8 protein-coding genes are annotated in these 14023 nt (G+C 38.3%); 2 read left to right on the top strand and 6 right to left on the bottom strand.

Annotated elements, in window-relative coordinates:
• Positions 1 to 103: 103 nt before the first annotated feature.
• From OGZ34_RS07490 to porU, 6 genes are all read right to left on the bottom strand, one after another.
• Entirely contained in the window at positions 104 to 1951 is a 1848-nt protein-coding gene (locus OGZ34_RS07490; protein WP_263362633.1) for a hydrolase/aminopeptidase, read from the bottom strand.
• Positions 1952 to 2067: 116 nt separating this feature from the next.
• Positions 2068 to 3714, bottom strand: coding sequence for a pyruvate dehydrogenase complex dihydrolipoamide acetyltransferase (locus OGZ34_RS07495; RefSeq protein ID WP_263362634.1), 1647 nt, complete (start codon positions 3712 to 3714; stop codon positions 2068 to 2070).
• Positions 3715 to 3718: 4 nt separating this feature from the next.
• On the bottom strand, positions 3719 to 4717 hold the full coding sequence (pdhA, locus tag OGZ34_RS07500; RefSeq protein ID WP_017497233.1) for a pyruvate dehydrogenase (acetyl-transferring) E1 component subunit alpha: 999 nt from the start codon (positions 4715 to 4717) through the stop codon (positions 3719 to 3721).
• 158 nt (positions 4718 to 4875) lie between these two features.
• Entirely contained in the window at positions 4876 to 5358 is a 483-nt protein-coding gene (gene cdd, locus OGZ34_RS07505; protein WP_173964332.1) for a cytidine deaminase, read from the bottom strand.
• Positions 5359 to 5436: 78 nt separating this feature from the next.
• Positions 5437 to 6645 (bottom strand): type IX secretion system outer membrane channel protein PorV, encoded by a 1209-nt coding sequence (gene porV / locus OGZ34_RS07510; RefSeq protein ID WP_263362635.1) that lies wholly within the window; start codon positions 6643 to 6645, stop codon positions 5437 to 5439.
• A gap of 41 nt (positions 6646 to 6686) precedes the next feature.
• Positions 6687 to 10526, bottom strand: a complete 3840-nt coding sequence (gene porU / locus OGZ34_RS07515) for a type IX secretion system sortase PorU (protein ID WP_263362636.1) — start codon at positions 10524 to 10526, stop codon at positions 6687 to 6689.
• A 214-nt stretch (positions 10527 to 10740) separates the two neighbouring features.
• Here porU and gldJ point away from each other — a divergent pair, with 214 nt between their 5' ends.
• Complete coding sequence (gene gldJ, locus OGZ34_RS07520) at positions 10741 to 12426, top strand: gliding motility lipoprotein GldJ (RefSeq protein ID WP_173964329.1); 1686 nt, start codon at positions 10741 to 10743, stop codon at positions 12424 to 12426.
• A 107-nt stretch (positions 12427 to 12533) separates the two neighbouring features.
• Positions 12534 to 13820 (top strand): UDP-N-acetylmuramoyl-tripeptide--D-alanyl-D-alanine ligase, encoded by a 1287-nt coding sequence (locus OGZ34_RS07525; protein WP_263362637.1) that lies wholly within the window; start codon positions 12534 to 12536, stop codon positions 13818 to 13820.
• The last annotated feature ends 203 nt before the right edge of the window (positions 13821 to 14023 follow it).

Here is a 14023-nt window from a genome sequence, read left to right on the forward strand (position 1 = left end):
GTTTTCAAGCAGCACCGTGTACTGTGACTGAAAACTGAGACTGTTCACTGCAACTGCCTACTGCGACTGCCTACTGCGACTGAAAACTGCGACTAAAAAAAGTCTATTTCAAAATCCCTTCAACAGCTTGAATAGTAGTAGCATGATAACCTGATTTTGCTTTTTCGAAAATCTGTTTTGCCCAAACTTTTCCTTCCGGAGTTTTAACCATTTCTTTGTAAAGCATCATTACCGATCCTGTTCGGCTTATTCCGATTAGGAATTGCTCAATTGCAGGATTGGCTGCTTTGTATTGGTGTTCAATTGCCTGAACAAACCATTGACGTTTGATGATGAAATTGCCGCCTTTTGTAAAGTTGAACTCTTTGTCAATCGCTTCCATTTCTTTTGCTGTAATGTCAGCCGGTAGATGATCTATAAAATGCTGTTTTTCGGCAGTTGTGGTGATTTTTTTGCTTAGACCTGCTACGCCTGTCTCTCTCCAGTTTTTTTGGATTTTATCAATAGCATCAAAATCAGGAGAACTAACGGGAAGGATGTTTGACGGGATTCCCGGTTTGTAAATCCAGTCTTCCAATTTGATTTTGTCAGCTAAAGCTTTGTCGTCTTTAATCAGGTTTTCGTTAATGTATTTTACAAAATCTTCTGTTGTGATTGATTGGAACGCATGCGAATCGAAATAGTTCTTAATAAACGGATCAAATTTCTCACGGCCAACCGCATTTTCAATAACTCTTAAAAAGGCATAGCCTTTTACGTAAGGAATCATGCTGATACCATCGTCAGGATTTCTTCCTGTAAGGCTTACTTTTAATCGGGTATCCGGACTGTCTGCTCCATATTCTGCTACATTATCCACTAATTCTTTGTTGGTGATAACGTTTTGCATTTCAAATTCTTTCTTTCCGAAGATAGCTTCTCCAATTCTGTGCTCTACATAAGTGGTGAATCCTTCGTTTAACCAGATGTCATCCCAAGTTGCATTGGTTACTAAGTTTCCGCTCCAGCTGTGTCCTAATTCATGTGCTAAAAGACTTGTTAGAGAACGATCTCCTGCAATTACGCCCGGAGTTAAGAAAGTTAGGTTAGGGTTTTCCATTCCGCCATAAGGAAAGCTTGGGGGTAAAACCAATACATCATAACGTCCCCAACGGTATGGGCCGTATAGTTTTTCGGCAGCAACGACCATTTTTCCAAGTTCAGCAAATTCCCAAGCCGATTTTTTCAGCATGGAAGGTTCTGCGTAAACTCCGGTTCTGTTATCGATTGCCTGGAATTCAATATCTCCAACCGCAATTGCCATTAAGTAGGACGGAATTGCTTTATCCTGCTTAAAAGTATAAACTCCGGTATCGTTTTTCTTTTGTGGATTCACAGCGCTCATAACGGCTAATAAATCTTTAGGAACCGTAACTTTTGCATTGTAAGTAAAACGAATTCCCGGTGAATCCTGACACGGAATCCAGGTTCTTGACCAAACGCTTTCGCCCTGAGAGAATAAGAATGGTTTCTTTTTGTCTGCAGTTTGTTCTGGTTTCAGCCATTGTAATGCTACAGCATCTTTGGTGGTGTTGTAGTAGATGTTTACTTTGGTTGTGTTTGGTTCAATAGTAATGCGAAGCGGTTTTCCGTGAAATTCGGTGTCCGTACCAAGCTCGAATTTGGTTTCTTTTTCTTCGTCTCCTAAGGTTACTTTGGTAATGTTAAGGGTGTTTTCGTCGAAGATAATTTCATTTCCTTTACTGATGTTGTCAATTTGCCAGGAAGCTTTTCCTGAGATGGTTTCGGTATTGAAATCGACTTTAATGTCAAGATCGAGGTGTTTAACAACAGCTAATTCCGGTTTAGAATAGCTGTGTTCGTCAATGACGGCTGTGTTTTTTTCGGTTTGTTCTTTTTTCTGGCAGGCAAGAGCCGTTAAGAATAAAGCTACAAGGATTATTTTCTTCATTTTTATATGTTTTGGATTTGCGGATGAAAATTAAACAAAAAATCCCGTTTTGAATGAACAAAACGGGATTTTATTATGGGGTCTTCGACTTCGCTCAGACGGACATGGCATAAAAATTATGCTAACATGGTCACCGGGCTTTCGATGTATTGTTTTAGTGTTTGTAAAAACTGAGCTCCGGTTGCACCGTCAATCGTTCTGTGGTCACAAGCCAATGATAACATCATGGTGTTTCCAACTACGATTTGACCGTTTTTCACTACCGGTTTCTCAACAATTGCACCTACAGAAAGGATAGCAGAGTTTGGCTGGTTGATGATCGAATTGAATTCAGTGATGCCAAACATTCCAAGGTTAGAAACTGTAAAAGTGCTTCCTTCCATTTCCTGTGGTCCTAGTTTTTTGTTTTTAGCTCTTCCGGCAAGATCTCTTACTGAAGCGCCAATTTGAGATAAGCTCATGGCGTCTGTAAATTTCAATACTGGAACTACTAACCCGTCTTCAACAGCTACAGCAACACCAATGTTTACGTGGTGGTTGATGATGATGGCATCTTCTTTCCACTGAGAGTTGATTTTTGGATGTTTTTTCAAGGCTAATGCACAAGCTTTGATTACCATATCGTTAAAAGATACCTTTGTGTCCGGAACGGTATTGATTGTTGCTCTCGCGCCCATAGCTTCGTCCATGCTTACTTCGATCACTAAGTTGTAGTGAGGAGCTGTAAATAAAGATTCTGCCAAACGTTTTGCGATAATTTTACGCATTTGAGAGTTTTTGATCTCTTCGGTGAAAACTTCTCCGGCAGGAACAAATACTTTTGGTGCAGCAGCAGGAGCAGCTTCTTGCGGTTTAGCAGCAGCTGTTGCAGTTGCAGCAGGTGCCTGAGCAGCAGCTGGAGTAAAGTTTTCGATATCGCTTTTTACAATACGTCCGTTTTCTCCTGAACCCTTAACCTGAGTCAATTGGATTCCTTTGTCAGAAGCGATTTTCTTTGCTAATGGTGAAGCTAAGATTCTTCCTCCGTTTGAAGTTTCGGCTACAGTTTCTGTTGCTTTTTCAGCAGCAGGAGCAGCTTTTACTTCTTCAGTTGCAGGAGTGCTTGAAGCACCTCCGGCAGTATAGTTTGCAGAAATTCCCGAAACATCAGTTCCGGCAGGTCCGATGATAGCTAATAAGCTGTCAACAGGAGCTGTATTTCCTTCCTGAATTCCAATGTGTAATAAGGTTCCGGCATTGAAAGACTCAAACTCCATAGTCGCTTTGTCTGTTTCAATTTCGGCTAAGATGTCTCCTTCAGCAATAGTATCACCTACTTTTTTCAACCAGGAAGCTACAGTTCCTTCGGTCATGGTGTCGCTCAAACGTGGCATGGTAACCACTACAACACCTTTTGGTAATTCAGTTGCAGCTTTTGCAGGAGCAGCAGTTTCTGTTTTTGTTTCTGCAGCAGGGGCAGCTTCCGCTTTTGGAGCTTCTGTAGCAGGGGCAGCACCACCGGCTAAAAGAGCAGAGATGTCTTCTCCTTCGTTACCAATGATGGCTAATAAAGAGTCAACAGGAGCAGTTTCTCCCGCTGGTATTCCGATATGTAAAAGAGTTCCTTCGTTGAAAGACTCAAATTCCATTGTTGCTTTGTCTGTTTCAATTTCAGCTAAGATATCTCCTTCGCTAATTTTATCGCCTACTTTTTTAAGCCAAGTCGCTACCGTTCCTTCCGTCATAGTATCGCTCAAACGAGGCATTGTAATAATTGTTGCCATTGATTTATAGTTTATGAGGTGTAAATGGATAGTCTTCTTGTGCGTATACTACATCATACAATTGTTGTAATTCAGGATATGGAGATTCTTCAGCAAATTTCACACATTCTTCTACTAAATCTTTTACTCTTTGGTCGATTACTTCAATTTCTTCTTCCGTAGCATATTTTTGATCCATAATTACATCTAAAACCTGAGTAATAGGGTCAATTTTTTTGTATTCTTCTACTTCTTCTTTAGAACGGTACAATTGTGCATCAGACATTGAGTGTCCTCTGTAGCGGTACGTTTTCATTTCAAGGAAAGTTGGTCCGTCGCCACGACGTGCTCTGTCAATAGCTTCTGTCATTGCTTCTGCAACTTTTACCGGGTTCATTCCGTCAACAGGTCCGCAAGGCATTTCGTAGCCTAAACCAAGTTTCCAGATGTCGGTGTGGTTTGCAGTTCTTTCAACAGAAGTTCCCATAGCATAACCGTTGTTTTCAACGATAAATACAACAGGTAATTTCCATAACATCGCCATGTTGAAAGCTTCGTGTAAGGAACCTTGTCTCGCAGCACCATCACCAAAGTAAGTCATAGTAACTCCGCCTGTGTTGAAATATTTATCTGCAAAAGCTAAACCGGCTCCAACAGGAATTTGTCCACCAACAATTCCGTGACCTCCATAAAAACGGTGTTCTTTAGAGAAAATGTGCATAGAACCTCCCATACCTTTGGAAGTTCCTGTTGCTTTTCCTAAAAGCTCTGCCATTACGTTTCTGGGATCAACTCCCATACCAATTGGTTGAACGTGGTTTCTGTAAGCAGTAATCATTTTGTCTTTAGTCAGGTCCATAGCGTGCAATGCACCCGCTAATACAGCTTCCTGACCATTATATAGGTGTAAAAAACCTCTAACTTTTTGTTGAATGTATAATGCTGCAAGTTTGTCTTCAAACTTTCTCCAAAGTAGCATGTCTTCGTACCACTTTAAATATACTTCTTTTGTAACTTCTTTCATCTGAATTCTTTCTTTTGCTAAAGTTTGTTTGTGTTATCAATTGTTGCCTATAACGCAAAATAGTTTCCTCCCACAAATTTGCGCCCGAAAGGTCGGGATGCAAAAATAAGACATTCCTATTAAGAAGTAAAATTTAAAGGCTACTTTTTGGCTTTTTTTTACAAGAACTTTTTATCAAACATAAAAGGGAGTAAATTTTTTAGGGATGCCGATTTGTAAACTTCGCCAATTTCACCCATAAAATAGATTTCGATAGGGGTATCCTGTTTGATCTCGTATTCTGCAATAGATTGTCGGCAAGAACCACATGGCGGAATGGGTGCCGTTGTCTGGTTGGTGTCTGAAGCAGCTGTAATGGCTATTTTTAGAATTTTTGCTTCCGGATATACACTCCCGGCATGATAAATGGCAACACGCTCTGCGCATAATCCTGAAGGATAGGCTGCGTTTTCCTGATTAGATCCGATCACTATTTTTCCATTGTCTAAAAGTAAAGCGGCTCCAACCCGAAATTGTGAATAAGGCGCGTAGGCATTTTTACGAACTTCGATTGCCTGACGCATTAAGTCCTGAATGTCGATGGGAAGCTCTTCAAGGTTATTGTAAATGTTAAAGGATGATGTAATGCTTATTTCTTTCATTTGTTTTTAAGGGAAAAAAAATCCAAATCTCTAACTTAATAGAAATTTGGATTGTTATTATTTTTTTATTTTCTGGTTTTAATAAACTTCGTATTTGTCGCCAAAGTTAAAGGTTAAAGAAAAACGAAGTGTATTTTCTAACGGATTTTTAACTTTTGATGTTGAAAATAAATACGAAACGTCAACTTTTACAACATTATATTTGAATCCGGCTCCTAAAGAGAAGAATTGTCTGGCTCCTTTTACCGGGCTTTCGTGGAAATATCCTGCACGTATTGCAAAGGCATCCTGATACATGTATTCTGCACCTACGCTATAAGTGATTTCTTTTAGTTCTTCGCTGAAACCTCCTGGTGCATCTCCAAAAGATTTAAAAATTCCGGATACCCAGCCAATGTCTTTATAGTTTTTGTAGTTTGATGCATTAGCTTGTTCCTGAGAGATATCTCCCGGATCTGTAAAATCGCCATCGCCATTTGCGTCTACAGGAGTTCCAGGTCCCGGTGGAGTTGGAACTAAAAGTTTGGTGAATTCTACACTAAGACCTACTTTGTTGTAGTCGTCTAAGATAAAGTCGAAACCTCCTCCTAATCTAAGATTGGCTGGTAAAAAGTTAGAACTGATATCGTCGTTATCATAGCTTATCTTTTGTCCAAGGTTTTGCAGGTTGAAACCACCTCTCCATCTTCCGTTAAAATCAGAATAGGCAATTTCTTCCGATTGGTAGAATCCGGCAACGTCTACGGCAAAAGAACCTGAGGCTGACGCATCGACATCTTCCGAAGCAATTTTCAGGTTAGAACGAATGTATCTTGCAGCTACTGCCATTGAGAATTTTTCACTTAATTTCAGGGAGTAAGATCCGTCGAAAGCAAATTCATTCGGAGAAACGATTCTTGCAGCTTCATTTGGGTCTCCAGTTGTTCTTAACTCAATATCTCCAAAGCCGAAATAACGGAAACTTCCCGCAAAGGCGCTTCGCTCATTGATTTTGTTGTAGTAGGTTACCTGACCTAATGAAATGTCATTGGCTAAGTCTGTTAAATAAGGAGTGTAGCTGATAGAAAATCCTTGCTTGTCTACAGAGAAAGCATATTTTGCAGGATTCCATTGTTGTGAATAGGCATCGGCTGATGTAGCGACACCCTGATCGGCTAAACCAGCGGCTCTTGCGTCTGCTGCGACTAGTAAAAAAGGTACTCCGGTAGTGATGGGGCGCTCAATGTTTTGGGCTTTTGCGTACGGAATAATTAAAAAACAAATTAATAAAAGTGATATTTTTTTCATTTACGTAATTAATGGAGTTGGTGATACAAATATATAGATTATTATAAGATGACAAGCTTTTCGTATTTTTCTGCCTTTTTATTTGTCAAATTTGATTTGACGGTGAGTTTGTAAATGTATACGCCTTTCCCGATTCGATCACCAAAATCATCCTTTCCATCCCAGGTTATTTCTCTTGACAAGAAGCCTTCCGTGGTGACTATCTGGTTTTTTGTCCAAACTACTTTTCCTGTTATGGTCATTACCTGAACCTGAACGTCTAAAGGTTCGTAAGGTCTGTTGTGTGAAAACCAAAATTGGGTATAAGTTGAAAAAGGGTTAGGGTAATTAAGAACGTGAGTTAAGGTTAGTGATTCATCTCCAACGACTATAAACTGTATTTCACTTGTTACAGGATTGTTGTAAACATCCCATGCCGTAAAAGTTATAGTATGCATTCCGGCAGTTAGATTTCGCAATGGAAAGCGTAAATTTCCATTGGTGTAATCGTCTAATTTTGTCTGATAATAATCATTTAGAACAAAAGGATTGCTTACATCGCCATCCAGCACTGCTATAATATCATGCCCGATTCCGCTTGCTGTATTGATTCCGTTTTCATCTTCAAGAAACGCTAATAAAAATGGCGATTCGTTTGTAATTCCTCCCGATACAAAAGTTTCATCGTTCATATATAACTTCACTTTTGGACTTATATTGTCCTGTGGAGCATTTTCATTTATTCCTCCAATTTTTATATTGGTGTTGTAACCTGTTTGGTTTTCAAGTGTTTGGTTCTTCTTTGAGTAAAAGCTAATTCGGCCGTAATCAACAGGAACGCGAATGTCTCTTGGTACGACAAAGCTAAATTCAAACTGACCGTTGGTTACTGATGCATTTCCTCTGAAAATGGTTTCACCTAATATTTTGAATGACATTGCAGGGCTATATCCATCGTTATTCAGGGTTGTGGTCGTGATTAATTTGTCGAAAATAGCTGTTGCTAATTCGCCATTGTAATTGCTTAAAAGGTTGTTGTTCTCGTCGGTTATTTCTCCCGTGATCTTGATTTTTGATAATGATTTAAAATCGGGAACTGCCTGAGAAATTGCAATATCATTGATTTTTGTTAAATTGATTTTTGGTTTTGGAATGGCCAGCATCAAAGCAGGGTCCCCAATGTAAAAAATAACATTACTGGCAGAGCTTGGGTTTTCGTTTTTAGAAATTCTTAGTGCTTCTGCGATGGTAGTGTATTGACTTGATCCGTAAGAAAGCAGGTTTTTGTTAAGACTGTCGTTAAAGTTTTCGGCATTGTATTGTCCGATGGCCCGAATGGTGGTTAGCATTGAAATGGCGCCACCTTTCGGATTCCAAAAAGTGTATTCCCCTGCGGTTGGTCTTGTAGGGTCGTCAAATCTTGAAAACTCGCAGGTTATGGTAATAAATAAAGGATATTTGTATTGATTGCTTAGGTTTTGACCGTCTGATTTTTCCCAGATTCGTTCGCCTGCGAGGCCGTCTTCTCCACCATGTCCAAGATAGTTGAAGACTAAAGCGCCTTTTTCAAAAGCATTAAACATATCGGTTCTGGCTTTAGGATATCTTGCGCCTCCTGCAGAAGCTTCCTGAGTGTAAGAGTCGAGAAGGATTTTGTCGATATTAAAGAATGGTTTTTGGGTAGAGATTGCATCGGCAAGGCTGTTTTGGCGGGATTGCAGACTCGCATCTGAAGGCCCGTCGGAGTCGTCGCTTATCATGACAATGTTGTTGCGCCAGTTTTCAAATGATTTTTGGTCGTGGTACTCTAAAACTTTATTGACCATTTCGCCAGCCTGTGCGTTGTCTGAAACTAACATTCTGCCTACTGCAATGTCAATTCCTCCAAAGGGAAAAACGACAACTCCTTCGTTGGGATCCATTAGTCCGTAAAAATCATCAGATGCAAATGATGCTTCTCCTGTAGAGTTGCTAATTGCGGATTGATATATAGGTACAATGTTGGTGTTGTTTGTAATTCGATCTTTATAGTCAAATGAGGCGTCTCCGAATAAGTTTACATATTTAAGTTTTTTGTCGGGAGATGAAGCATTATTATAAAGGTATCGAATGCAATTTCGGATGGCTGCTACATCTTGTTTTCCTGAAGAGAATTCCTGATAGATATTTTCTAATGTAATTACTTTTACATTTAAATTGGAGTTCAGTCGGTGAAAATTGGCTAGTTTTTCCGCTTGGGAAGTTAGAAATTTGGGAGTTATAATAACGTAGTCGACATCCTGAAAGCTGTTTTGGGCATTCCTGAAAAGTGTTCCTTTTAAATTTTGATTGACGATTTTAGATTGGTTCTCTTTTAAAGGAGCGAAATAATCTGCGGGGTCAATCGCTATATACTTTCTGATTTCTCCTAAAGATGCTTTAAAGCTAAAGTTGGTTTGGCCGGAGTTTTCTATTTTTAAGGTATTGGTTGGATCTGTGATATCCCAAATTTGAGAAATACTGGCGGCGTTTCCTATAGTGTAATTGACTATTCCCGGGGTTGAACCTGCTAAATCGTATTGAAATTTAAATTGTTTGCCGGTGCCCAGGAGTTTTCTTTTCGCAATTAGATTAATGAAATTAAGGTATCCTTTTGATCCCGGAACACCATTGTTCGTATAGGTGAGTTTTATTTTTACATTTTCGGCTCCGGTAAAGGATGCATTAGCGGGTAGTTCCTGAGCGTAAAATTTTATATCGGAATTGAGGGCTAATGGCTGAAAATTGAGATTGCCAATATTTTGTCCGTTGGCGGAAATGGTAAACGAAGTAGGAGTATATGCTGCCGAAGCCGCTTTGACGTCTATTTTAATAGGAGTCGATGTGTCAATATTTGGAAAGTTGAAGCTGAACTCCTGTTCTTGAGTAATGTCGAAAGATTCGCCATACCACTCGCGGCCTAAGTGAGCGATGTTTGTTTTGTCGATTTCATGAAACTGGTAATCGTCAAAAGTATTTAGTTCTAAAGTGCTGCTTCCTGTTGGTTGATTTAGCGCTGAGATTCGTTTTCCGTCACCACCAGTAATGGTGATGTAATAGTAGGACTTGGTGTCATAGAGGTTTAAGTTGGTCTGGTTTTCTATGCTCCAGTTTTCAACTCCTTCACCATAAAAAAGAATGTAGTCTTCGTTGTTGAAAACGCCATCCGCTTCACCGATAATCTGGATTGCATTTTCTGCCAGATCCTCCGGATAATAAACATTGTTGGCCAGAGGAAGCATTTTCCCCCCATTTCCATAGATTTTGATTCTTCTCGGGTCTGTTTTTCCCGGGTCAAATCCCAGGCTTTGTAAAAAGGATCTGGAGATTTTATAAACGCCCGATTTTTCGATGTAAAAGCGATACCAGTCCCCGGAAGATAATACAGAATTGTAGATCGTATTTGTTTTTTGAAAAGAAGACGAGTTGCTGTTTTTTGCTGCTGTATTTGTGGTTGTGCTGTAGGAAAAAGAGCGTATCCTTTTGAAGCTGTTTCCTTCTTTTATAATAGGTGACAAGGATAAGAACACCTGTTTCTGGTCTCTTGAAGTGGTCGTTTTTAAGGTTTCATTTGGTTTTTCGGGGATATTTTCGAGTGAAAGGTCGCCAAGATCAGTAATTGAAACAGACTCGTAAATAATATTGGAAATTTGAATCGAATTGTAGTTTGTGTAACCTGATTCAGTCAGATTCAGTAATAATATTATGCTTTTTTTAGTAGTATCATACCGAAAACCGTTTCCTGAAAAGTACGGTATTTTTAATTTTGAGTCGCCAAAGCTCATCTCTTTTTTGTTTTGCCAATCTAACGTAAAGCCTCCATTTATCTGGGAAAATGAGATAAAGGGAATAAGAAAAAGGTATAAAATCAGGGCTTGTTTCATTAGTGGATAAAACGGTTTTTAATTAAAAATATTTTAGTAGGTAAAAATATAGTATTTCATGTTATAGTAAATAATAAAAAGTATATTTTTGCGTTCGTAACAATAGGTTATTTTCTGGTAAAAAACAGCTAAATAAAATTATTAGACCGGATGTTGCTAATTAAATGTTAATTATTATATTGCAGCACCTAAATTTATCACCTACAGAATGAGTATGAAAGTAAACAAAATTGTAGTCTTGCAATTAATGATGTCAATGGTATTGATGTTAGGCACGGCTAGTTGTAGCAAAAAATCGAGTTCCAGTCATGCTTCCAGGGCAACTGGTTGGGACGTAGACAGTCAGAATGGAACTGCTGCCAGAAATGCAGGAAAAAAACAACAGGCTGGTCCTGGTTTAGTTTTTGTTGAAGGAGGTACATTTACAATGGGTAAAGTACAGGATGATGTTATGCATGATTGGAATAACACACCAACTCAACAACACGTTCAGTCATTCTATATGGATGAAACTGAAGTTACCAACGGTATGTACTTAGAATACCTGGAGTGGTTAAAGAAAGTTTTCCCACCAACAGAAGAAAATTACAAGAACATTTATGAAGGAGCATCTCCTGATACTCTTGTGTGGAGAAATCGTTTAGGATATAACGAAACGATGACAAACAATTACTTGAGACACCCATCTTACGCAAACTACCCGGTAGTAGGTGTAAACTGGATTCAGGCTGTTGAATTTGCTAAATGGAGAACTGACCGTGTGAACGAAGCAGTTTTAGAAAAAAATGGTTACCTTAAAAAAGGAGCAAAAACTCAGGATGTTAGCGCTGAAAGTTTATTTAATACAGAAGGTTATGTTGCTTCTCCAAGTACTACTTACGGCGGTAACGAAGAACTTGTATTAAAGAAAAATCCTAACGGAAGAAGACCTAAAGCAGGTAAAGACGGAGTAGTTCCGGAAGAGAAAAATGTGTACGCACAGCGTTCTTCAGGTATTATCTTACCAGAATACAGACTTCCTACCGAAGCAGAGTGGGAGTATGCTGCAGCTGCTGACGTTGGACAAAGAGAATACAATATCTATAAAGGACAAAAGAAATATCCTTGGTCCGGAGATTATACGCGTTCTTCAAAACGTAAAAACAAAGGAGATCAATTGGCTAACTTTAAACAAGGAAACGGTGACTACGGTGGAATTGCAGGTTGGTCTGATGATGGAGCAGATATCACAAATTCTGTAAAAAGCTACGCTCCTAATGATTTTGGATTGTACGATATGGCTGGAAACGTAGCCGAATGGGTTGCCGATGTTTACAGACCTATTATTGATAACGAAGCAAATGATTTTAACTACTTTAGAGGAAATCAATATGCTAAAAACAAAATCGGGAAAGATGGTAAAATTGAAATTATCACTAAAGATAATATTCAATACAAAACATTAAGTAACGGTAAAAAAATTGCAACAAATTTACCTGGAGAAATTGCTCAGGTTCCGGTTGATGAAAATGAAACTTATCTAAGAACAAACTTCGATACTAGTAACAATATCAATTACAGAGATGGTGACAAACAATCTTCTAAGTATTTTGATTTTGGAGATTCTGAATCAGGATCTAAAGCAGATCAGACAATGTACAACTCTCCTAAGCACAATATCACTACAGATAGTTTAGGTCAGATGGTTAAAAAATATGACAACTCAAGTAAACGTACAACATTAATCGATGATAATGTAAGAGTTTACAAAGGAGGTTCATGGAGAGACAGAGCTTATTGGTTGGATCCGGGTCAAAGAAGATATTTCCCTCAGGATATGGCAACTGATTATATCGGATTTAGATGCGCGATGTCCAGAGTAGGAGCTAAATCTGAAAAAAGAAAATCGCCTAGAAACTAAATTCTGGCAAATTCAATAAAAAAATTCCAAATTCCAACTGATTTACTCAGCTTTTGGAATTTGGAATTTTTTTATTGCTTATTTTTAATATGTAAATATTTTTATAAATGAATATCCAGGACATTCATAGCTTGTTTTTAAAATGTAAATCAGTTTCAATTGATACCAGAAAAATTGAGAAGGATTCTATGTTTTTTGCCATTAAAGGTGAAAATTTTGATGCTAATACGTTTGCTGCTAAAGCAATAGAATTAGGTGCTTTATTTGTTGTTATTGATAATGCGGCTTATGCTATTGACGACAGAACAATTCTGGTTGAAAACAGCTTAGAAACGTTGCAGGAATTAGCTAGGTATCACAGAGCGTATTTGAAACTTCCAATTATTGCCTTGACGGGAAGTAACGGGAAAACAACTACCAAAGAACTTATCAATGTAGTTTTGTCGCAAAAATATAAAACCAAAGCAACCGTTGGAAATTTAAATAACCATATTGGTGTTCCCTTAACTTTGTTGTCTTTTACAAAAGATACAGAAATTGGAATCGTTGAAATGGGCGCTAATCATAAGAAAGAAATAGCATTCTTATGTGATATTGCACAGCCTGATTTTGGTTATATCACCAATTTTGGAAAGGCACACCTCGAAGGTTTTGGCGGTGTTGAAGGGGTGATTATTGGGAAAAGCGAGATGTACCAGTATTTAGCAAAAAAGGATAAAATTGCTTTTGTTAATCTGGAAGATCCAATTCAGATTGAAAAATCGGTGGGAATTAAGTCTTTTACTTTTGGTGTAAACAATGCTCAGGCAAACTTAAATATCAAGAATATTAAGGCTAATCCGTTTGTTGTGATCGAATACGATAACTTTAATGTTGAATCACATTTAATAGGGCTTTACAATGCAAATAACATTAATGCGGCTGTAGCAATAGGGTCTTATTTTAAAGTTGAAGATACTGCTGTAAAACACGCTATCGAGAATTATATTCCGGAGAATAATAGATCTCAGCTCTTGAAGAAAGGATCAAACGAAATTATTCTGGACGCCTACAATGCAAATCCGAGTAGTATGGCGGTGGCGATTGCCAATTTCCTGCAATTGGAAAACGGGAATAAGGTTATGATTTTAGGAGATATGTTTGAGCTTGGTGATGAAAGCAGGCAGGAGCACCAATTAATTGTGGATTCTTTATCAGATCAGGATAAATCGACTTGTTATCTGATAGGAAAATCTTTTTACGAAACGAAAGTAAGCAGAGATAATCTTCATTTTTTTGAAACCTTCGATACTTTTTCGGAGTTTTTAAAGACGATACATTTTGCAGAAAATACAATTCTGATAAAAGGCTCCAGGGGAATGGCTTTGGAACGAACTTTAGAATTTATCGACTAACAAAAGGGGATTGTCCGAAAAGTATGGACTTTCTCTTATTATGTTATTGGTTTAAGTCTCTACTTTAGTTTGACGCGGATAAAACAGATTTACTTCGTAAAAATGCGAATAAAAACAGATTTTTTTTCCTCATTTAAAAGTTTTTTAATTTTTAGAATCCGTTTTTATCAGCGTCTTCGCGATAGCGAATCCGCCAAATCAGC

It is taken from the genome of Flavobacterium collinsii (genome assembly GCF_946903285.1).
Classification (GTDB): Bacteria; Bacteroidota; Bacteroidia; order Flavobacteriales; family Flavobacteriaceae; genus Flavobacterium; species Flavobacterium collinsii.

Coding starts and splice junctions, on each gene's coding strand:
- gldJ (WP_173964329.1), top strand. CDS start 10,741: ATGAAAGTAAACAAAATTGTAGTCTTGCAATTAATGATGTCAATGGTA.
- OGZ34_RS07525 (WP_263362637.1), top strand. CDS start 12,534: ATGAATATCCAGGACATTCATAGCTTGTTTTTAAAATGTAAATCAGTT.
- porU (WP_263362636.1), bottom strand. CDS start 10,526: ATGAAACAAGCCCTGATTTTATACCTTTTTCTTATTCCCTTTATCTCA.
- porV (WP_263362635.1), bottom strand. CDS start 6,645: ATGAAAAAAATATCACTTTTATTAATTTGTTTTTTAATTATTCCGTAC.
- OGZ34_RS07490 (WP_263362633.1), bottom strand. CDS start 1,951: ATGAAGAAAATAATCCTTGTAGCTTTATTCTTAACGGCTCTTGCCTGC.
- cdd (WP_173964332.1), bottom strand. CDS start 5,358: ATGAAAGAAATAAGCATTACATCATCCTTTAACATTTACAATAACCTT.
- pdhA (WP_017497233.1), bottom strand. CDS start 4,717: ATGAAAGAAGTTACAAAAGAAGTATATTTAAAGTGGTACGAAGACATG.
- OGZ34_RS07495 (WP_263362634.1), bottom strand. CDS start 3,714: ATGGCAACAATTATTACAATGCCTCGTTTGAGCGATACTATGACGGAA.